Origin of the sequence: Salinibacterium sp. NSLL17 (assembly GCF_015864935.1) — a bacterium.
Lineage (GTDB): Bacteria > Actinomycetota > Actinomycetes > Actinomycetales > Microbacteriaceae > Rhodoglobus.
In genome coordinates, this window is sequence record NZ_JADYWH010000001.1 from 1,860,197 (window position 1) to 1,878,272 (window position 18,076).

General features: G+C 60.5%; 24 protein-coding genes and 1 pseudogene. 10 read left to right on the plus strand and 15 right to left on the minus strand.

Annotated elements, in window-relative coordinates; translation table 11 throughout:
* The first annotated feature begins 24 nt into the window (after positions 1 to 24).
* Positions 25 to 468 carry a hypothetical protein gene (locus tag I6E51_RS09025; RefSeq protein ID WP_197105502.1) on the plus strand — a complete coding sequence of 148 codons (444 nt, stop codon included), beginning with the start codon at positions 25 to 27 and terminating at the stop codon, positions 466 to 468.
* Positions 468 to 875, plus strand: a complete 408-nt coding sequence (locus I6E51_RS09030; protein ID WP_197105501.1) for an RNA-binding S4 domain-containing protein — start codon at positions 468 to 470, stop codon at positions 873 to 875. The genes I6E51_RS09025 and I6E51_RS09030 overlap by 1 nt, the downstream gene beginning before the upstream one ends.
* Here I6E51_RS09030 and I6E51_RS09035 read toward each other — a convergent pair.
* The 10 genes and pseudogenes from I6E51_RS09035 to I6E51_RS09075 all read right to left on the minus strand — a co-directional run bounded on the left by I6E51_RS09035 (position 872) and on the right by I6E51_RS09075 (position 6,796).
* A complete protein-coding gene (locus tag I6E51_RS09035; RefSeq protein ID WP_197110011.1) occupies positions 872 to 1,759 on the minus strand; it encodes a cytochrome c biogenesis CcdA family protein in 888 nt (295 codons plus the stop codon). The two genes, I6E51_RS09030 and I6E51_RS09035, sit on opposite strands and share 4 nt — an antisense overlap.
* Before the next feature lie 2 nt (positions 1,760 to 1,761).
* Positions 1,762 to 2,355 carry a thioredoxin domain-containing protein gene (locus I6E51_RS09040; RefSeq protein ID WP_197110012.1) on the minus strand — a complete coding sequence of 198 codons (594 nt, stop codon included), beginning with the start codon at positions 2,353 to 2,355 and terminating at the stop codon, positions 1,762 to 1,764.
* 30 nt (positions 2,356 to 2,385) lie between these two features.
* Entirely contained in the window at positions 2,386 to 2,523 is a 138-nt protein-coding gene (locus I6E51_RS09045; RefSeq protein ID WP_197110013.1) for a hypothetical protein, read from the minus strand.
* Positions 2,524 to 2,652: 129 nt separating this feature from the next.
* Positions 2,653 to 2,757 (minus strand): annotated as a pseudogene (locus I6E51_RS14230) (DUF4287 domain-containing protein); the annotation flags it as partial.
* Positions 2,758 to 2,779: 22 nt separating this feature from the next.
* On the minus strand, positions 2,780 to 3,265 hold the full coding sequence (locus tag I6E51_RS09050; RefSeq protein WP_197110014.1) for an SRPBCC domain-containing protein: 486 nt from the start codon (positions 3,263 to 3,265) through the stop codon (positions 2,780 to 2,782).
* 15 nt (positions 3,266 to 3,280) lie between these two features.
* Complete coding sequence (locus I6E51_RS09055; RefSeq protein ID WP_197110015.1) at positions 3,281 to 3,676, minus strand: helix-turn-helix transcriptional regulator; 396 nt, start codon at positions 3,674 to 3,676, stop codon at positions 3,281 to 3,283.
* A gap of 81 nt (positions 3,677 to 3,757) precedes the next feature.
* A complete protein-coding gene (locus I6E51_RS09060; protein ID WP_197110016.1) occupies positions 3,758 to 4,543 on the minus strand; it encodes a thioesterase family protein in 786 nt (261 codons plus the stop codon).
* 76 nt (positions 4,544 to 4,619) lie between these two features.
* Entirely contained in the window at positions 4,620 to 4,886 is a 267-nt protein-coding gene (locus I6E51_RS09065) for a Rho termination factor N-terminal domain-containing protein (RefSeq protein ID WP_197105495.1), read from the minus strand.
* A 202-nt stretch (positions 4,887 to 5,088) separates the two neighbouring features.
* Positions 5,089 to 6,180, minus strand: coding sequence for an Rv2578c family radical SAM protein (locus I6E51_RS09070; RefSeq protein WP_197110017.1), 1,092 nt, complete (start codon positions 6,178 to 6,180; stop codon positions 5,089 to 5,091).
* Between the two features lie 52 nt (positions 6,181 to 6,232).
* Positions 6,233 to 6,796, minus strand: coding sequence for a TetR/AcrR family transcriptional regulator (locus I6E51_RS09075; RefSeq protein WP_197110018.1), 564 nt, complete (start codon positions 6,794 to 6,796; stop codon positions 6,233 to 6,235).
* Positions 6,797 to 6,878: 82 nt separating this feature from the next.
* Between I6E51_RS09075 and I6E51_RS09080 the strand changes: the two genes are divergently transcribed.
* Positions 6,879 to 7,235 carry a sulfur reduction protein DsrE gene (locus I6E51_RS09080; protein ID WP_197105492.1) on the plus strand — a complete coding sequence of 119 codons (357 nt, stop codon included), beginning with the start codon at positions 6,879 to 6,881 and terminating at the stop codon, positions 7,233 to 7,235.
* A 76-nt stretch (positions 7,236 to 7,311) separates the two neighbouring features.
* Here I6E51_RS09080 and I6E51_RS09085 read toward each other — a convergent pair whose 3' ends face one another.
* Positions 7,312 to 7,782 (minus strand): hypothetical protein, encoded by a 471-nt coding sequence (locus I6E51_RS09085; RefSeq protein ID WP_231599707.1) that lies wholly within the window; start codon positions 7,780 to 7,782, stop codon positions 7,312 to 7,314.
* A gap of 196 nt (positions 7,783 to 7,978) precedes the next feature.
* On the opposite strand from I6E51_RS09085, the gene I6E51_RS09090 reads away from it, so the two are divergent.
* Entirely contained in the window at positions 7,979 to 8,515 is a 537-nt protein-coding gene (locus I6E51_RS09090) for a GNAT family N-acetyltransferase (protein ID WP_307783889.1), read from the plus strand.
* 38 nt (positions 8,516 to 8,553) lie between these two features.
* Here the strand turns inward: I6E51_RS09090 and I6E51_RS09095 are convergent, their stop codons facing one another.
* Positions 8,554 to 9,918, minus strand: coding sequence for an LLM class flavin-dependent oxidoreductase (locus I6E51_RS09095; protein ID WP_197110019.1), 1,365 nt, complete (start codon positions 9,916 to 9,918; stop codon positions 8,554 to 8,556).
* A gap of 144 nt (positions 9,919 to 10,062) precedes the next feature.
* Between I6E51_RS09095 and I6E51_RS09100 the strand changes: the two genes are divergently transcribed.
* Positions 10,063 to 10,650: a flavin reductase family protein gene (locus I6E51_RS09100; protein WP_231599708.1), complete on the plus strand. Its 588-nt coding sequence runs from the start codon at positions 10,063 to 10,065 to the stop codon at positions 10,648 to 10,650.
* Positions 10,651 to 10,659: 9 nt separating this feature from the next.
* Here the strand turns inward: I6E51_RS09100 and I6E51_RS09105 are convergent, their stop codons facing one another.
* Positions 10,660 to 11,181 (minus strand): hypothetical protein, encoded by a 522-nt coding sequence (locus I6E51_RS09105; RefSeq protein WP_197110020.1) that lies wholly within the window; start codon positions 11,179 to 11,181, stop codon positions 10,660 to 10,662.
* 146 nt (positions 11,182 to 11,327) lie between these two features.
* Between I6E51_RS09105 and I6E51_RS09110 the strand changes: the two genes are divergently transcribed.
* Complete coding sequence (locus I6E51_RS09110) at positions 11,328 to 12,416, plus strand: NYN domain-containing protein (RefSeq protein WP_197110021.1); 1,089 nt, start codon at positions 11,328 to 11,330, stop codon at positions 12,414 to 12,416.
* Positions 12,417 to 12,473: 57 nt separating this feature from the next.
* Here the strand turns inward: I6E51_RS09110 and I6E51_RS09115 are convergent, their stop codons facing one another.
* Positions 12,474 to 13,523 (minus strand): MsnO8 family LLM class oxidoreductase, encoded by a 1,050-nt coding sequence (locus I6E51_RS09115; protein ID WP_197110022.1) that lies wholly within the window; start codon positions 13,521 to 13,523, stop codon positions 12,474 to 12,476.
* Between the two features lie 102 nt (positions 13,524 to 13,625).
* Between I6E51_RS09115 and I6E51_RS09120 the strand changes: the two genes are divergently transcribed.
* The 4 genes from I6E51_RS09120 (at position 13,626) to I6E51_RS09135 (ending at position 17,402) form a co-directional block, all read left to right on the plus strand.
* Positions 13,626 to 14,249 (plus strand): MerR family transcriptional regulator, encoded by a 624-nt coding sequence (locus tag I6E51_RS09120; RefSeq protein WP_197110023.1) that lies wholly within the window; start codon positions 13,626 to 13,628, stop codon positions 14,247 to 14,249.
* 79 nt (positions 14,250 to 14,328) lie between these two features.
* Positions 14,329 to 15,279 (plus strand): hypothetical protein, encoded by a 951-nt coding sequence (locus tag I6E51_RS09125; RefSeq protein ID WP_197110024.1) that lies wholly within the window; start codon positions 14,329 to 14,331, stop codon positions 15,277 to 15,279.
* Positions 15,280 to 15,322: 43 nt separating this feature from the next.
* Positions 15,323 to 16,150 carry an alpha/beta hydrolase gene (locus tag I6E51_RS09130; RefSeq protein WP_197105472.1) on the plus strand — a complete coding sequence of 276 codons (828 nt, stop codon included), beginning with the start codon at positions 15,323 to 15,325 and terminating at the stop codon, positions 16,148 to 16,150.
* On the plus strand, positions 16,143 to 17,402 hold the full coding sequence (locus I6E51_RS09135) for a cation:proton antiporter (protein ID WP_231599709.1): 1,260 nt from the start codon (positions 16,143 to 16,145) through the stop codon (positions 17,400 to 17,402). The genes I6E51_RS09130 and I6E51_RS09135 overlap by 8 nt, the downstream gene beginning before the upstream one ends.
* A 46-nt stretch (positions 17,403 to 17,448) precedes the next feature.
* Here the strand turns inward: I6E51_RS09135 and I6E51_RS09140 are convergent, their stop codons facing one another.
* Positions 17,449 to 17,961: a hypothetical protein gene (locus I6E51_RS09140; protein ID WP_197110025.1), complete on the minus strand. Its 513-nt coding sequence runs from the start codon at positions 17,959 to 17,961 to the stop codon at positions 17,449 to 17,451.
* Positions 17,962 to 18,076: the final 115 nt, after the last annotated feature.

Genomic DNA, 18,076 nt, shown 5'->3' on the forward strand with positions numbered 1-18,076 from the left:
CGACGCAGGCGTACCCTTGAATGCATGTCATGCATCCGCTTCAATACCCCAGCCCAGCGGGAACAAATGCGAGCAATGGCCCCCTCGATGCTCACGGCCGAGGAAGCCGCGGAACTTCACCCTGCGCCCGAGGTAACCGCGAGCAAAATCGCGAGGATCCGCATACTGGCGGCCGACCCCAATCCGAAAATTCGCGAGAGTGCCGCGAGTAACCACAACACGCCCATCGACGTGTTCGAAACGCTCGCCCGCGATACTGACGACGGGGTGCGCGCCTGTGTGGCTCGTAACGAATACGCTCCCTGCGACGTGCTTCGGATGCTCGCCGACGACCCCTCGGAGACCGTGCGCGGTTTCTTAGCAATCAACTTCTTTGTTCCCGAAGACACCATGCTCACACTCGCCGCGGACACCAGCGCCACTGTGCAGCGACTCGTGCAGTGGAAAACTGAACTCGCCTCCGTCTAATGGCTGCCGGAACAGTTCGCGTTGACAGCTGGTTGTGGGCGGTGCGCGTCTACAAGACTCGCTCTCAAGCGACCACCGCGTGCCGTGCTGGCCACGTAAAGATTGGTGGAGCGAGCGTAAAGGCAGCGCAAGCTGTAAAAGTCGGTGACCAAGTGCGCGTTCGTATCGCCGGATTCGACCGCATTTTGGTCGTCAAACAGACCATCGTGAAGCGCGTTTCGGCAGTGACCGCTGCCGAGAGCTATGTCGACGAGACTCCCCCACCGCCCACTCGCGAAGAGCGTGCCTTCGCACCGATGCGTGATCGTGGCGCCGGTCGTCCCACCAAACGTGAGCGACGCGAGCTCGAGAAGCTACGCGGCCGAGACAGCGCAGACACCGGCGACGAATGGATGACCGAGCTTTAGCTCGCCTCAGTCCGATCCTCGGGCGCCCCCGCGTGCGCTTGAGCCTGATGTTGCGCCTCCGAGCGGGCCCGACGTGACACTAGCCACACAACTACAGCGGCAGAGGCAGACACCGCAACCACCCCGAGCAAGAACACCACGTTATCGATGCTCGCGCCCGTTGTGGCGGCCCATGACTCTGCACGGTACTGAGCGGTAATCGGGACGAAACCGCCCAGCGACGCGGTTCCGTCGCTGACCAGCAGAAGGACGCCGATCCCGATCGTGAGCGCGCCAGAAATAATCATGGTCCACGAATTTGACCAGTTGCGGATCCTGAGCGTGCGCGGACGCAGCCAGGAACGCCCACGAGATCCCACCCGCTTCCACACCGCAGCAAGCACGAGTAGAGGCACCGTGAGCCCGAGCGCATAGAGCGTAAGCATGATGGCGCCGTAGGCAGCGTTTCCACTCAGAGCCGCAACCGCAAGCACCGAACCAAGGATGGGGCCAGCGCAGACACCGGCGACCGCGTAGACCATGCCGAGCGCGAAGACGGAAACTGCAGAGGTTCGATCCGTCGCGGCATCCGCTTTTTCTGTTCGGCTGAAACCGGGAATCGGGATGCCGAACAGCTGAATTGCTCCAGCGAAGATCACCACGATTGCAGCGCCAACCACGAGAGCACCGCGATGCTCGTTAACGAGTGACCCCAGCGTGGCCGAGAACACTCCCAGCGGAACCAACGTGGTCACTAAACCACCAAAGAACAACCCCGTTCGGGCGAAAAGCTTTGCCGCTGAACCAAACGCATAGGCAAAAAACGCCGGCAGCAGCATGACCGAGCACGGGCTCAAGAGCGCAAATAACCCGCCGATGAACGCCCCGGCGTACCCGATGTCCACCGTTACTGGCCGGCCAATCGGAGTTGCTCATCAATCACGTCACGGAACACCTGAAGAGGCTGAGCACCCGCAATCGGCACATCGTCGATCACGATGGACGGCACACTCGAGACACCAATTTGCTGCGCTTCGGAAACGTTCGCTTGAACCCGAGCAATCAGAGCCGGACTGCTGAGGTCTGCCTCAAACTGAGCAAGGTCAGGAACCCCAATGTCGCGGGCGTACGCAAGAAGCTTTTCTCGGTCAATCTCGAGATGTCCCGTTTCGGGCGCCGATTCATACACCGCTGTGTTGTATTCCCAAAAAAGACCTTGCTCGCCCGCCGCGTGGGCTGCAACAGCCGCCATCACCGAGGTTTCACCAAAAATGGGGTAATCGCGCCATTCGATGCGCAGCTGCCCAGCGTCGACGTATTCGCTGATCAGCTCAGGAAGCGTCTCGCGCGACAACACACCGCAGAACGGACAGCGATAGTCCGCATATTCGACGAGCACGACGGGAGCATCAATCGCTCCCATTGCCGTGGGGTCTCCTTCGATTCGACGCGCCAAGTCGATCGTGGGCTCGCTGCCCTCTTCGGCGGAGACCGACGGCAATGCCTGAGGCGTTGACGATCCGGAGTTTGCCTAGGCCCCGGCTACGAACGCGACGGTGAGCAGCGCCAGCGCGCCGAGACCGCCGAGCAACATGCCGAGTTGCTTGCGAGAATACTTGCGGCGGCCCCGTGGAGCTCGGTTCGACTGTGGCTGGCCGCTGTTTTTCACGCTACAGATCCTCTCGGGGCACTCAAATACCCTGCTGCTCGACCCCAAGAAGAGTCATCCTCCACCCTACCCAGTGACGACGCACAGAAGCACCAGAGCACTGCCCGTCGGCATGCTCAGACCGCGCGGTTAGACCGGTTTGCTTGCCGCACCATCGAGCCACAGCGTGTCTGACTCGTCGCTATGCGTGCCCGAAGTGCCAACATGTTTGGAGTCGATACGAGCACCCTTTCTCGATGACTCGAGAAGCCTCCTCTTAGTCTGCGGCGAGCAGGGCGTCGATCTGGCCGATAGCCTCTCGCATGCCTTCTTCCATACCCATCTTCACCATCTCTTCGAGCTGCTCTGCTGACTCGAAGCCCGACAGGATCGTCAGCCGGGTGCCGGCGTCAATGGGCTCGAAGGTAAGGAGAGCGGTCGTAACACCGATATCCCCCGATGGTTCGCCCTGGTCATCCGCAAACTCATCTTCGATGGAAACTTCGCGCGGCTCGGTAATCGACAAGATGCGCCACATACCGTGCATTCGCTCACCATCAGGACCTTGCATGAAGTAATGAGCGCGCCCACCCGGCACAAACTCGTAGCGCACGAAAGTTGCCGGCCACTCGGGCGGCCCCCACCAGCGCTCGAGCTGACGCGGATCGCTCACCAGCTGCCAAGCGCGCTCAAGAGACGCGGCAAGTTCGGTGGTCGTCGTCAGGGTGAGTGCTTCAGGATCAGTGTGAGTTGTGACGTTCATTGCTTCACCATTTCTTTAGTCGTGAGGGATATCGACCCGAGCCCCTGAACTCGTGGGGCTCGGTGGTGCCTCAGTGGTTGCGTCATCCCGCAACACGTCAGCCATGTGCAGTGCACGCTGCTTCCACACCGCTTCGAAGTGAGAAAGAAGCTTTTGGATGTGATGAATGGACGCGAGATTGCCGCTGACAATCTGCTCGCGACCCTGCCGGGACTTTGTCACCAACCCTGCTGCCTGCAGGACGGCCACGTGCTTTTGCACTGCGGCGAAACTCATGTCGTAGCGCTCGGCGAGACGCGACACTGAAGCATTTTCGTGCAACACGCGATCGACGATGTCACGTCGGGTGGCATCGGCTAGGGCGCGGAACATCGCGTCAACTTCGGAGTCTGTCAATTCATATACAACCATTTGGTTGTATATTATGGCAGCGGGAAAATCAGCGCAAGGGGTAGCGAGAAAACTCTCGCCGCAGGCGCGCGCTGGGGAACGCTAGACCTTACGCAGCGTTAAGATTTGCTCGGCGCGACCGAACGGCCCCCGCTCGTCGTGGAGCACCGTGGAGGTCAGGCCAATGCCATCCGAGCCAAAGTTCACCGCATTCTCGAGACCAAGCCACTCACCAGCCGGCAGTCGGTACAAGTGCACCTGCAGGTCGACGTTGGGGAAGGCATAACCGCCCGCCCCCGGTTTGACGCGAGTGGCGATGCCGTTGCTTGTGTCAACGAGGCCAGTCAACCGAGCAAAGTCGCTCACCGGCTCATCAGCGAGTAAGGGATAAGGCGTGCGCAACCACACCCGGCCGCTGCCGGCGACATGTTCGGAAAGCGCCCGCGCTTCAATCGATTGGATGTAGCCGCCGGGCCACTCGGAGAGGTTCACTGGTTCCCCCGCGAGCTCACGGCCGGGCATCCGTTGGTCAACGATTCCCTCAACCTCTGAGGTATCCGAAATTTGCAGACGCCACGCCGTCGCGCGCACGGCAACGCGGCCGCCCGCACTGAGCTCCGCCTGCACTAGTTCAATCGTTCGCCCTGGCCGCACCACCGACGCCACGATCTCGAAGTCGCCGGCAGGGATGAGACCCAAGATCTCGTAACTAATGCGAGCGATGCGGAGGCCTTCGCGTGCCTCAAACGCTTCGAGGACGTGCGCCAGAATGCCGGCGACCGGAGCCATGTGCTGCTCGTGCGGATTCCACGCACCCTGCGCGTGAATGGTCGACTCGAAATGGGTGGAATCGTGTCGGAGATAGTAAGACTCTGCTTGTGGGGTCACTCCCCCAGACTAGTTAGCTCGTCGCGCGCCGGCATCATTTCGAAGCCCGCACTACCCACCGACCACGAGCGCACCTCTAGTGCGATCGAAGTAACTCGATCAATTCAGCCTTCCTGAGCGCCGAATACCCCTGGAGACCCAGTTCTCGGGCTCTCTTCTTAAGATCTGCCACGGTCCAATCGTCATAGGAACCTGCCTCTCCCCCGCGGTGCCCCACCTCGGAACGCCCGTCCCGCGCGGCAGCGTTAGAGATGCGAGCCGCCTTCTCCGCGGAAGCGCCGTCATCCCTCAACGACTCGTACAGTTCAGGATCCTTGAGACGGGAGTTTTTGTTCTTAGGCATCTGCCTTCACCTTCCTGACGTTACCGACCACGGCGATAGTGAGTAAGTCGCGCTCTGGGCCGGGCGCCGCCGTTCGTGTTCTGCGAAACGTTACGCACCGCATCCGGCGTTGTTGGCGATTGTGCGAGAACGCTCAGCGAGCACGGACTGGATACCCAGCAAGATGGTGACTACAGCGAGAGCGAGAGCGACGAAGACAGCGCTAGAAGAGGGTCGGTTGCGGCATTGCGCGCGCCGCCAGCTCGGGTGGCATTTCCTCGGCGATGAGCGAACGACCGACTAGACCGGAATGCACCGGCGTATGGGCACGGGAACCGACGATTCCTGTCGCGGGATCGAGCAGTGTTCGCTCCAGCCCGTGATGACGGATGATCGGCTTTAGCTTGGCGGCCAACCACTGGCGATATTCCTTCGGGGCATAGTTGCCTCGCGAATACATCGAACGATATTTGCCGAGCAGTTCAGGATGCGCCTGCTCAAGCCAACCGAGGTACCACTCCTTTGTTCCCGGCTTCAAATGCAGTGCCGAGTACGTAATTGAGGTTGCCCCGGCCTCTTTAGCCTGAGAAACGGCACGCTCAAGATGGTCTCGCGTGTCGGTCAAGAACGGCAGAATTGGCATCAAAAAGACAGCGCAATCGAGTCCAGCATCGCGCACAGCGCTCACCGTCGCCAAGCGAGCCTTCGCGGTAGGCGTGCCAGGCTCGACGGACTGCTGTAGCTCGTCGTCGTAAATCGCGATCGACATGCCCACATCAACGGGAACATGCTCGCTTGCCTCGGACAAGAGGGCAAGATCGCGCCGCAACAACGTGCCTTTCGTCAAAATTGACAGGGGTGTTCCGGATGCCGCGAGGGCGGCAATGATGCCGGGCATCAGCCGATAACGACCCTCAGCGCGCTGGTACGGATCCGTATTCGTGCCGAGCGCGACCGGATGCCGCCCCCAACTGGGTTTGCTGAGCTCCTTAGCCAGAACCTCAGCCACGTTCACCTTGACGATGATCTGCGTGTCGAAGTCTTTGCCCGCGTCAAGATCGAGGAACTCGTGGGTCGGACGAGCGAAGCAATACGTGCACTGGTGCAGGCATCCGCGCATCGGATTGATCGTCCAACCGAAGGGCATATCGCTGGCCGTTGGCACTTTGTTGAGGGCGCTCTTGGCAAGTACTTCGTAAAAGGTGACGCCGTCGAACTCCGGGGTTCGCACCGTGCGCACCAAGTTGTTGAGCTTGGCGAGACCAGGCAGCGCGTCGGGGGCCTCGCTATTGACCTGCTGCCCACTCCATCGCATACCGTTTATTCGAACACATGTTCGAATAGTGCGCAAGCCGACGCGCGCGAGCCTAGGCCGCAGACACCAGCTCCCGCGCGAACTGCGCAATATCGCGAACCTGGGCCGAATCTCTCGTGAGCTTGGCCGTCGTGAGCGCGCCGTCGTAAAGAACAATGAGCCGCGTGATCACGCCCTCGGCCGCATCCTGCCCCATGATGTGGGTCACATGAGTGCGAAGCACCCGACGGTATCGGGCAATTGATGACTGCACGTCAGCCATGTCGGGGCACTCGATGGCCGCATTAGTGAAGGGGCAGCCGTAGAAAGTGCCCTCATCGACTTGATCAGCGACCGCGGTGAAGAGACGCGCGACGCGTTCTGCGGTCGAGGCGCGCTCGTCGTCGAACTCCGTCACCCGGTCCAACCAGGCATCCGCCTCTTCATCGAGGTAGGCCGCGATGAGAGCTTCTTTGCTCGGGAAGTGGTGATACATGCTGCCTTTGGCAACTCCCGCTTTCGCGATCACCGTATCGATTCCGGTGGCATTGATGCCATGCGTGTAGAAGAGATCCGCCGCGGTAGCGAGGAGTTTCATTCGCGAAGTCACGCGGATCTGAGGAGTTTCTGGGGCCATGTTGCAATTCTAGACGAATCCGTCTATATTTTCTAGACGGATCCGTCTAGAAGCGCTGGATGGCCAACACAAGGAGTTTTCAATGTCAGACCTCAAGATCGCCGTCGTCATCCTCGAAACGCTCGAGAACAACAACGCTCGCGTCTACCGCGGCCTCAAGACCGCCCTCGAATTCAAGGCCGCTGGCGACGACGTGATCGTCATGTTCGACGGTTCAGGCGTTGAAACCCTCGCGAAGATTGCTGACGCTAGCCACCCCATGCACGGTCTCGTTACTGCTCTTGGCGACACGATCATCGGTGCCTGCGAGTTCTGCTCCAAGTCGCACAACGTCTTCGAGCCCATTCGCGATGGCGGCTTCCCCCTGCTTTCCGACAACGGTGGCGAAGCCAGCGTTCGTAAGCTCGTCGTCGACGGCTACCAGATCTTGAACTACTAGCGCCAACTCCCCCGAGCAGCGCAACGGCCCGGCGTGACCCACCACGACGGTGGGCACCCGGGCCGTGCACAGTTCTTCATCGACGTGAAGCGAGAACGCGCACTGCAACCAATCCGAGGATGACACCGAAGATCATGTGGCCCATCAAGGACAAGAGCGCCGCGGTATCGATAGCGAAGAGCGCACCGCCGAGCATGAGCGGCATCATCATGAGGGGTCCAAGGACCCACCAGATCGCGCCGTAGACGAAACCGACGACCGCACCACGGGCGTAGTTCGTGAGAAGCAGGTTGCCGAAGAGGACCGTTAGCCCGATTCCGATCATGATCGAAATCATGAGGTGAACGAGGAATCCCACGACGGCCGATTCAGAACCAACCATCATGGCGAGCGTGGGCAGCATGCCCATCATTGCCATCATCATCCCGAAGACGACACCACCGGCAACACCGCCGACGACACCCGCCAGGATGCGACGACCGAACGTGGCGGAGGAGTGAGAGGTGGTGGATTTGTTCGCGGTGGTGGAATCATTTGTTGCAGTCATTGAACTACCTTTCCCGTAGGTGTTGCGTGTAATTGGCGACACTACGGAAGGGGTGAGACGAGTTCAGCAATCTCGAATACACAGCGGCGATTGAAGCAGAGTGCGGTGTTGTCAACACCGAGGGCTGGCGATAATTAGCCACACGATCGAGCACCGCTGGCTCGCGAGCAGCGCTAGCGCTGCTATCGTCGTGGGAGTGTTTTCTAAAGTGACTGTTCCGACAACTCTCCAGACGCGAGACGGCGAAATGATTCTTCGCTACTCCGCTCTTGGCGACATCGACACCATTCTGCAGCTCCTCGCAGACGACGCGATTAGCGCGCTTCGAGGCGACAACGCACGACCAGAAGACCGCCCCGCCTACGAAAAGGCGTTCCACGCCATCGCCACGACGCCCGCGAATGCCCTCCTCGTTGTCGAAGCGCCCTCAGGGGATGTCGTCGCCACCATGCAATTGACCGCCATTCCCGGAATGGCCCGCCGTGGCTCGCACCGCCTTCAAGTCGAAGCCGTGAGAGTAGCCGCGAGCCAGCGTTCGAGCGGAATCGGCGGCGCAATGATGCGCTGGGTTATCGATACCGCAGCGCCCACGCTCGGTGCCTCCCTCATCCAGCTCACTTCTGACGAAGCCCGCACCGACGCCCACCGGTTCTACACGAAGCTTGGCTTTGAGGCGTCTCACATTGGTTTCAAGTACGCCGTCGACCTGCACCGCGAAACCCCAGCTCAGTAAACGCGGGTTCGCGGTGCACTAGCCACGGCAGGTGACCCCTAACGCCGATAGCGTGCGCCCGCATGCTCCGCCGGCAGCCTGTTGCCACGCCCATGCAGCTTGTGGCGCAGCGTGCCTTCGACGTATTCCTCGGGATAGGTTCCGCGAGCCCGAAGCACCGGAATGACGTGCTCGACGACATCCTCAAACGTGCCCGGCGTGATCGCGTAGGCAAGGTTGAAGCCGTCGACATCCGTCTCTGCCACCCACGCCTCGAGCTCATCGGCGATCTCTTCGCCAGAGCCAATGATGAACGGCCCTAAACCACCAATCGCACCAAGCCGCGCGATGTCCCGAACCTTCCATTCGCTGCCGTCGTCATTGGCCTGCTGAAAGTTCGCCACCGTCGACTGGATTGCGTTGCTCTTGACATTGCCAATGGGCTCATCGAGGTCGTACTGCGAGAGGTCGATGCCCATCCATCCCGACATGAACACCAGCGCACCTTCTTCGCTGGCGTAGCTCAAGTAGTCGTCATACTTGGCGTGAGCCTTCTCCGTTGTGTCGTCCGTGATGATCGTCAGAAGCGTATAGATGCGCGCCGAGTAGCGATCGCGCCCTGCCTCTTCAAGAGCATCCCGGATGCGGCCCACCGTTGCTTTGAGCCCTGCCTTGGTCGATGCCGCGACGAAGATCGCCTCAGCGTTTCCTGCGGCGAACTGGATTCCTCGCGGCGAAGCACCGGCCTGGTAAATGACCGGTGTTCGCTGCACCGACGGTTCTGACAAGTGGATGCCGGGAACAGTGAAATGTTTGCCCTTGTGCTCGATGTCATGCACCTTGCTGGGGTCAGTGAACACACCGGACTCCCGGTCACGAATCACAGCATCGTCTTCCCACGACCCCTCCCACAACTTGTAGAGCACCTCAAGATATTCGTCAGCGTGGTCGTAGCGATCATCGTGTTCGAGCTGATCGTCATTACCCATGTTGCGGGCAGCCGAGGGCAGGTAGCCGGTCACGACATTCCAACCGATCCGACCCTGCGTGAGGTGATCGAGCGTCGACATACGACGAGCAAAGGGGTAGGGATGCTCGTAGGCGGTTCCCGCCGTGATGCCGAATCCGAGGTTCTCCGTGACATGCGCCATGGCCGAGACGAGCAACAGCGGATCGTTCACCGGAACCTGGGCACCGTGGCGAATGGCGGCCTCATTCGAGCCGGCGTAGACGTCATAGGTGCCGAGGACATCCGCAATGAAGATGCCGTCAAAGGTTCCCTTTTCGAGCAGCTGCGCGAGTTCGGTCCAGTAATTGAGGTCTTTGTAACGCCACGATTGGTCGTCGGGATGGCGCCACATTCCGGAGGACTGGTGAGCGACGCAGTTCATATCGAAGGCGTTGAAGCGAATTTGTCTAGGCATGCCCTTATGGTGCGCCGCAGCATCCGATAGCGCACCTGAGCACGAAACAATCGGCGAAACAGAAGGACACATATCGACATATTCTCGCTTCGTCGCGTGCTCGGGTGCACGCTTGTCCGCATCCCCGAAACATTGGATGGACGAATGCACACGATCACCGAAAAACCACCGGCCGCCGCTAGCCAGAGCCCTGCCCACGAGGTCGAGGTCGAGGTCGAGGAGACGATGTCGGGAATCAGCGCCGCGGAATTCTCGAGCGCATTTCGTCACTACCCCGGTGGCGTCGCCGTTGTCACAGCGCAGTCACCGCTCGGGCCAGTCGCGCTGACGGTGACGTCGGTGGTGTCGGTGAGCGCCGAGCCGCCACTACTGGCGTTCTCGATCGGACACCGAGCATCTACTGCTCCTGGGATCCGCGCGGCTGAATCGTACGTCATCCACTTTCTCGGAAGCGAACAACTTTCCCTTGCGCAACTGTGCGCGACGAGCGGGGTTGACCGATTCGCCGACCGTGGACTGTGGGCACGTCTGCCCACGGGAGAGCCCTATTTTCCGAGTGCTCCGGCACGACTTGTGGGCACGCGCATCGACCAACTTGATACCGAATCCGCATCGCTCATTCTCGTGCTCGCACAGGAAGCCCACATCACCCCGGAGGCCGATCTCGCTCCCCCGCTGGTTCACCACAATCGGGCGTGGCACCGGTTAGGAGAGCACTCTCACCTCGACTGAGGCGTGTCGCTAACCGGCGTGTGACTCGACACTAGCGTCGTCGTCCCAGCTCTCCACGAGAGTGACCCGACCGCGTGAATCCTTGACCGCAAGCACCAACGCAATAATGGCCGTCGCTAGGCCCACAACGCCGAGTGGGTTTGCAATGCCAATCGCGATACCGAGCGCCGGCTCATCCGGGCCACTAATGATCGTCTGAAGACCGATGGGTGTGGAGTCAGGAATCGTCAAACCAAGCAAAAACGCGCAGACGCCGGATGCAATGAGCATCGTATGTGTGAGAGGTCGCGTTACGAAGCCGCGGAGTTCTGTGCGCCGCATGGCTAGCCCAATGAGGACCAGTAGCACGCCGAAAAGGACACCCAACGTCGTCGCGTAGATGATGGTGAGATCGCCGCCGATGCCAAAAAGGTGTCGTCCGAACGAAATCCAGCCAGCGACCGCAATACCGAACACGATCGCGGCAACACCTACTCGACCAGAACCAGGTGTACTCGGAGTCGCGCGAACTCGAATAGCGCTATACGTCACGTGAGGTTCCCTACTCTTGCTGTGTTGACCTCAATGGTATCGATCGAAACCATTTGCCCAGCACGTCACACGACGAACGCAGTCTGACTGCTAATGTGAGCCGAAGAACCCTCACTAACAGAGGACAACTCATCCCGGGAGATCACATGGCCACCGTTACCGAGGGCCGTGTGGCCGTCTACATCGATTTCGACAACATTGTCATCTCTCGATATAACCAAATACATGGAAACGGGCAGTTTTCCAAAGACAAAGCCCGCTTCTTCACCTCGATCCGCGCAGCAACGAGCGCGATCAGCGCCAAACTCCTCGAAGCCAATGTGGATGTAGAAGCCATCCTTGATTACGCATCATCCTTCGGAACTGTTGCTTTCAGCCGCGCCTATGCCGACTGGTCGGTGCCGGTCAATGCGAGCTACCAGAAGCAACTCATCAATCGCGCCGTGGAACTAGTGCAACTTTTTCCGCTAACCGCGCAGATGAAGAATGGTGCGGACATCCGGCTCTCTGTCGATGCGATGGAAGACATGTTTCGTCTGCCCGATATCACGCATGTCGTGATCGTCGCCGGCGACTCGGACTACGTGGCACTCGCCCAACGCGCCAAAACGCTCGGCCGGTACGTTATCGGCATCGGTGTCGCTGGCGGAACCAGTGATGCGCTCACCTCCTCGTGCGACAAGTTTGCGGACTACGATTCACTCCCCGGTGTCGAGTTCGCAACACAAACGGCGTCTCCACAAGCCACCGAAACCATGCAGCCGACCACTCCACCAATGAGCCCACAACCCGCGGTGGCAACAGCTCCTGTCGCCACCGGTGCGACCAACGTCGCGGAACCAGCAGCTTCACACGAAGCCGAAGTTTCCACCGCAAAGAAGGCGACCGCTCCCCCTCAAGCCGGCCCAGCGAAGGCGGGAACAGCAAAGAAGACCGTTGGCATTGCAAAAACTACAACTCAACCGTTGGCTGATGCACCCGCTAACGGCATGCGCCCGTTCAAGATGCTCGTGCGAGCTTTGCGCCTTGTTCAGCAAAAAGAGGACTCAGAATGGTTGAACAGCTCGGGTGTAAAGAATCAGATGCTGAGAATCGACCCGTCGTTCAACGAGGCTGCACTCGGGTTTAAGACCTTCAGCGAGTTTGTCGCCTCGCATAGTTCGCACGTGGAAATGCGAGAACGTGAAGGCGTGCGAGAGCTGCGATTGCGCGCGAACGCGACTCAGCTCAAGTAGCGCTCGGCGGCGAAAGTTTGGGCGCACGCGGTCCACGACCACAGCGAAACGCACGAGTTAGCTAAGCAACTGCTCCGCAAGCAGTTCGAGAGCGCGCACGCGCACAGGCGAGGTGTTCGCCGCGTCCGCATTGTGAGCCGACAACCCAGGCACGACCATTACTTCGTCTACACCGAAGCGGGTCGCGAGCGAGCGAATGCGTTGCGCTGCAGCCACAGGTTCGTCGATGACCCACCGTTCGGCCATGTCATCCACCATCTGTTGCTGCGGCGCAGCGAGTTCGGTGGCGGCGGCCTCTTCGATTGTCGAGAGCGGGCCGAGCGGCATGCCGCTGAGCAGGCGCGCCATTTGCTGAAGTTGGGGCAGGGCTGCGGCACGCGCATCCGCCGCCGTTTCGGCGACAGCCACGTTCAAGGTGAGGAACGTCTTGGGGGCCTTCAGCAAGTCTGACGGCACAAAGTTGTCGCGGTAGAGGCCAAGAATGCGCGCGGTTCCTTCGCCCGAGAAGTGGTGGGCAAAAACATACGGCATGCCCTGAGCTGCGGCCAGACGGGCCGAGTAGTCGCTGGAGCCGAGCAACCAAAGATCAGCAACGGATGCCGCGTTCGGCGTTGCCGTGAGTTCGTAGCTGCGTCCTTGCTGCAGTTGCAACGTGGCGCCCTCGGGATTCATGAGGCTGCGGATATCGGCCACGTTGCGCGGGAACGCGTCGACGTCGCTAGTGGTGCCGGTCATCCGCAAGTAAGAAGTGATTACGGGGTCGCTGCCGGGAGCGCGACCAATACCAAGGTCGATACGACCAGGGAATGCCGCTTCAAGAATCGCGAACTGCTCCGCGACGACGAGGGGCGCGTGGTTGGGAAGCATGACTCCGCCAGAACCGACACGAATGCGCTTCGTTTGGGCGGCAAGAATGCCAATCAATACTGCAGGGTTCGTGGACGCCACTGCCTTCATATTGTGATGCTCGGCGACCCAGTACCGCGAGAAACCGAGGTCGTCGGCGCGCTGCGCGAGCGCGGTTGTCGCCGCCAGCGCGTCGGCCGAAGTCTGGTTGCTGCGAACAGGAATGAGATCAAGAACAGAAAGGCGAAGTGGTGTAGTCATCACTAGTATTCAACGCTCCCTAGGCGCGGATATTCCTGAGTGTGGCTGTGAGATTCGGTCCGTCGCCCCCATGACCCCCGAACAGATAGCTATGGTGTCCAAATGAAGATTTCGGAGTTGAGCCAGCAGACCGGGGCTTCCGTGGCCACGATCAAGTACTACCTGCGCGAAGGCTTGCTGCCCGCGGGCGAGCGCTCGGCACCGAACCAGGCGACCTACGACGAAACTCATGTGCGCCGCATCCACATGATTCGTGCATTGACGGATGTGGGCGGGCTGTCTGTCTCCGATGCAAAACGAGTCACGAATGCAATCGACGGCGAGCTGCCCCTCACCCGCGCGTTTGAGATCGCCCAGAGCACCGTGTCGGAACACGTGCAGACCGAGTCGCTGGAGGCAGACGCCCTGGCCGCCGTGGATGAGGCCGTCGCCGGCTGGGCATGCGGCCCTGACGACCCCGGACGTTTAGCTGCAGCGCGCGTAGTGACGACTTTGCGCCAAGCCGGCCAGGGCGCTGAGGCGCCCTGGCTCAAGGCCTATGCGCAGGCGGCCGAGTTGGTGGCTGAGGCGGACCTCGACCTTGTGGACACCCGCAGTGACCTTGCGTCACAGGCAGAAACAGTGGTGGTGGGCACCGTTCTTGGCGACACACTTTTTGCGGCGCTGCGTCGGAGCGCGCAAGCGGCGGCGACCATTCGTCGCTACGGAGACCCCGGTCGGTCGTAACGCCGACCAATTGCAGGAAAAAGGTACTTACGGATAGTGAAACTATCCGATAGTGTTGCTATCGACTTGAGGAGCAACCATGACCGCCACGCCCATCGCACCGTTCGGACTCAACCGCGCACTACTCCACGCACCGTTGCTGTGGCTCGCCATTCTGATGGCCATAGCGAGCATCCTGGCCGCGATCGGACTCGTTGTAGATCCGCGCCTTGTCACCGGTGCTCCCCTGTGGGCTAAACCCCTCAAGTTTTCCCTGTCGATCGGCCTGTACGCACTGACCTTGGCGTGGCTACTCGGAATGCTGCAACGACACATACGACTGACTTGGTGGCTCGGCACAATCACCGCCGTCTTTTTGGCAGTTGAAATGTTGGTCATCGGCGGCGCCGCTGCACTCGGCACCACGAGTCACTTCAACGTAAGCACCCCGCTCACGACGACACTCTGGTCGGTGATGGCAGTGTCGGTCGTGATCGTCTGGAGTGCCGCTATTTTCGTGGCGATCTTGCTGTGGCGTCAGCAGCTTTCGGACCGTGCTCGCGCCCTTGCTATCAGGGCTGGCCTCGTCATTGGCGTGGTCGGCATGGGATTGGCCTTCTTCATGACGTCGCCCAATGCTGAACAACTCAACGATTTTCAGGGCATCGCCGGTGCACACACGGTTGGTCTCCCCGACGGTGGCGAGGGGTTGCCCCTTCTTGGCTGGAGCACCGTCGCCGGCGATCTCCGCGTTCCGCATTTCGTTGGGATGCACGCCCTGCAGCTTCTCCCCCTCAGCGCACTCTTCTTAGAGCTCCTCGGGCGCCGCTTCGGCGCGCTCCGCAACGAGGCCGTGCGACTCCGCATTGTGGCGATCCTCACGGCTCTCTATGGCGCGATTACCGTGGTCCTCACCGCGCAAGCGCTCAGCGGGCAATCGATCATGCAACCGGATGGCGTCGTGATCGCAGTCACCAGCGTGTTGTGGGCGAGCGCTGCTACCGCAATCGCATTCTCGCTGAAAGCGCAGCATCCGGTCGCCGCGCACTAGTCCGCCTGCGCGGCGCTGGCCCCTCACTCCCTAGACTGGGGCGATGCACGCTGCTGATTCGCCGCCATCCGATCCGACTTCGCCCATTGCGTCAGCGGAGCCGACGTCGACGGATGACACTCGAGAGCCGAAACGAACGCGGCGCCTCACCCGCACCATCTTTATTTCACTCGCCGCAATCGTTGTGCTGCTCGTGGCCGGAATGCTCGTGTGGGCGAACGTGGGGGTGATGCAGGCAGAGCCGGACGCACTGGAGAGCGTGCGCACGAACCCGGCCGTACACATCACCGAAAATCAAAACTCCTTCATCCTCACTCCCACCGGTGACGCTTCAGGCGAAGGTCTCGTGTTCATCCCGGGAGCAAAGGTCAGCGCGGATGCCTACCTCTACAAGCTCTCTGGAGCGGTGGCCGAATCGGGGCTCACGGTTGTCGTGACGAAGCCCATCCTGAATCTCGCATTTTTCGACCAACGGTCACTTGACACTTTTACGGCGGCGGCGCCCGACGTCGATGAGTGGATAGTCGGCGGACATTCGCTCGGCGGCGTTCGAGCATGCCAATACGCCGAACAGCCCGACGTGAGCGGCCTCATTCTCTTCGGAAGTTACTGCGCCAACGACCTTTCTGAGGTTGACGCTCGCGTTCTGAGCATCAGCGGAAGCAATGACCTCCTGAGCACGCCCGAGAAAATCATGGATGCGGCCGACCTGCTGCCGACATCCACCACCTTCTTTCCCATCGACGGTGCCAACCACGCCAGCTTCGGTGACTACGGAGTGCAGGCCGGAGACGGTATCGCGACGCTCGATACGTCCGTAGTGCGCGACGTGATCGCCGCCGAAGTGAACAGTTTCGTGACCAATGGATAGCACCGAAGAAGCTATGGAAGTAGCGAACTGGGGTCTCGTGCTGATCCCAATTCTGGCGGTCATGGCACCGTTGCTGGCGCGCGCGCTGTCTCCCCTAGTCCGCATCTCGATCGTTGTCTTCGAGCTTCTTCTCGGCATCCTGATTGGGCCGAGCGTTCTTGGCTGGGTTGGCGAGTCAGAGTTTGTCGAACAACTTTCTGACTTTGGCCTCGCCATGCTGTTTTTCATGGCCGGGAACGAGATCCGGCTCAGCAACATTCGTGGTCGGAATGGTCGGCGTGCGTCGCTGGGTTGGCTTATCGGCTTGGTCGCCGGAATCGCCGTTGGTTTTCTCATCGAGCCAGGCTTCGGCGCTGTAGTCATTGGCATCGCATTGTGTTCGACTGCGCTCGGAGCGATCATGCCCATCCTGCGCGATGCCGGCGAACTTCCCACTCGCTTCGGCGGCTCCGCAGTCGCACTCGGCGCTGTCGGTGAATTCGGTCCGCTGATCGCGATCTCTATTTTTCTCGGCGCTAGCTCGCTCGGAGTCTCAACTGTCGTGCTTGGCGTATTCATCCTGATTGCGATGACCCTGTTGTTCCTCGCGGCGCGCATCGAACACAACTCGCTCCACCGCCTCGTGACCGCAACCCTGCACACCTCAGGTCAGTTCGCGATCCGGCTCGTCATCTTTATCGTTGCTGCGCTTGTTGTGCTGAGCATCGTTCTCGACCTAGATATGCTCCTCGGCGCATTCGTTGCCGGATTGCTCTGGCAGGTCATGATGCGCCAAGCGCCCGAGCGCGACCGCGCGATGGTCGACTCGAAGTTGGATGCCATTGCATTCGGATTCCTTGTTCCGATCTTCTACATCAACACGGGAGTGTCTTTCGAGCTCAGCGCTCTCACCTCAGACTGGAGCGTTGCGGCGCTCGTTCCGGTCTTCCTCGTGCTGCTGCTCATTGTGCGCGGAGTGCCATCGATGTTTGCTGCCCCGAAGGGCTCCAGCAAGCGTGATCGCGCCGCCCTCGGCCTTCTCGGAGCAACAGGGCTTCCCATCATCGTCGCCGTTACCGCAATCGGCGTCGACAGCGAATACATCGACTCCGGCACTGCTGCCGCTCTGGTCGGTGCCGGCCTGCTCTCCGTGCTCATCTACCCCGTAATCGCGATGGCCTTGCGCGGAGACGCAGCGGAATTGAAGTCGAGCAGCGCCGGGGACGGCGTTGAAGATTCTCCCCACGAGCCGCACATCGTCGAAGAGGCGTAAGAACCGCCGCGACCGGCGCCGCCGAGCCGCCGAGCCGCCTCCGTGCTTACGCGAGGATCGGGATCGTGCCCGTCGCGGTGTACCCCGCGGAGTGCGGCAATGGCTCGCCAAGAACATCCGACGTGTCGTGCGCGCTAACAGCCGCTTCGGCAGGAGTCTCGACGTGGGCGTGAATGATCGGAATGGACTCGGTGAGCGCCACCAGGCCGTCGCTGATCGTGACGAGCGGATCGGCATCCGTGCTGGAGAAAATCGGGAACGATCGACCCTCATCGGGCAAGCGGCGACCGCGGCGAATGACCACAATCGTGGCGGCGGCAAGCGGGATGGCGACAGCGCTGGGAGCAGCAACCCAGAACGACGAGCTCATGAGCCCGTAAGCGCCCCACACGCTGTAGCCGAAGACCAACAACCACTGGGTCGTTTCGGAAATACCGGCAAGACGCACCGCGTCGTTGCGGCTCTGCCACGTGATGCGTGCCTGAGGAACCCACATGAGGAACGAGAAAACGGTGCCCGCGAATCCGAGTGCGTTAATAGCGATTTCGGTGATGTTCATACCGGTTGATCTGATCTTTCTGACGGCCTAGGGAAGAACTCCCGAGTGGGCACGATTGCCGGGCATCAACGCGATGTCACGCTCATTCTAAACACAAATTATGTCGTGCACCAGC

What these genes read in the sequence shown, in the direction of transcription:
- I6E51_RS09050 (WP_197110014.1), bottom strand. Translation starts at nt 3,265, where the DNA reads ATGAACGTCACAACTCACACTGATCCTGAAGCACTCACCCTGACGACG.
- I6E51_RS09130 (WP_197105472.1), top strand. Translation starts at nt 15,323, where the DNA reads ATGCACGCTGCTGATTCGCCGCCATCCGATCCGACTTCGCCCATTGCG.
- I6E51_RS09055 (WP_197110015.1), bottom strand. Translation starts at nt 3,676, where the DNA reads ATGGTTGTATATGAATTGACAGACTCCGAAGTTGACGCGATGTTCCGC.
- I6E51_RS09120 (WP_197110023.1), top strand. Translation starts at nt 13,626, where the DNA reads ATGAAGATTTCGGAGTTGAGCCAGCAGACCGGGGCTTCCGTGGCCACG.
- I6E51_RS09070 (WP_197110017.1), bottom strand. Translation starts at nt 6,180, where the DNA reads ATGCGATGGAGTGGGCAGCAGGTCAATAGCGAGGCCCCCGACGCGCTG.
- I6E51_RS09135 (WP_231599709.1), top strand. Translation starts at nt 16,143, where the DNA reads ATGGATAGCACCGAAGAAGCTATGGAAGTAGCGAACTGGGGTCTCGTG.
- I6E51_RS09065 (WP_197105495.1), bottom strand. Translation starts at nt 4,886, where the DNA reads ATGCCTAAGAACAAAAACTCCCGTCTCAAGGATCCTGAACTGTACGAG.
- I6E51_RS09025 (WP_197105502.1), top strand. Translation starts at nt 25, where the DNA reads ATGTCATGCATCCGCTTCAATACCCCAGCCCAGCGGGAACAAATGCGA.
- I6E51_RS09140 (WP_197110025.1), bottom strand. Translation starts at nt 17,961, where the DNA reads ATGAACATCACCGAAATCGCTATTAACGCACTCGGATTCGCGGGCACC.
- I6E51_RS09080 (WP_197105492.1), top strand. Translation starts at nt 6,879, where the DNA reads ATGTCAGACCTCAAGATCGCCGTCGTCATCCTCGAAACGCTCGAGAAC.
- I6E51_RS09075 (WP_197110018.1), bottom strand. Translation starts at nt 6,796, where the DNA reads ATGGCCCCAGAAACTCCTCAGATCCGCGTGACTTCGCGAATGAAACTC.
- I6E51_RS09110 (WP_197110021.1), top strand. Translation starts at nt 11,328, where the DNA reads ATGGCCACCGTTACCGAGGGCCGTGTGGCCGTCTACATCGATTTCGAC.
- I6E51_RS09030 (WP_197105501.1), top strand. Translation starts at nt 468, where the DNA reads ATGGCTGCCGGAACAGTTCGCGTTGACAGCTGGTTGTGGGCGGTGCGC.
- I6E51_RS09085 (WP_231599707.1), bottom strand. Translation starts at nt 7,782, where the DNA reads ATGACTGCAACAAATGATTCCACCACCGCGAACAAATCCACCACCTCT.
- I6E51_RS09125 (WP_197110024.1), top strand. Translation starts at nt 14,329, where the DNA reads ATGACCGCCACGCCCATCGCACCGTTCGGACTCAACCGCGCACTACTC.
- I6E51_RS09115 (WP_197110022.1), bottom strand. Translation starts at nt 13,523, where the DNA reads ATGACTACACCACTTCGCCTTTCTGTTCTTGATCTCATTCCTGTTCGC.
- I6E51_RS09095 (WP_197110019.1), bottom strand. Translation starts at nt 9,918, where the DNA reads ATGCCTAGACAAATTCGCTTCAACGCCTTCGATATGAACTGCGTCGCT.
- I6E51_RS09100 (WP_231599708.1), top strand. Translation starts at nt 10,063, where the DNA reads ATGCACACGATCACCGAAAAACCACCGGCCGCCGCTAGCCAGAGCCCT.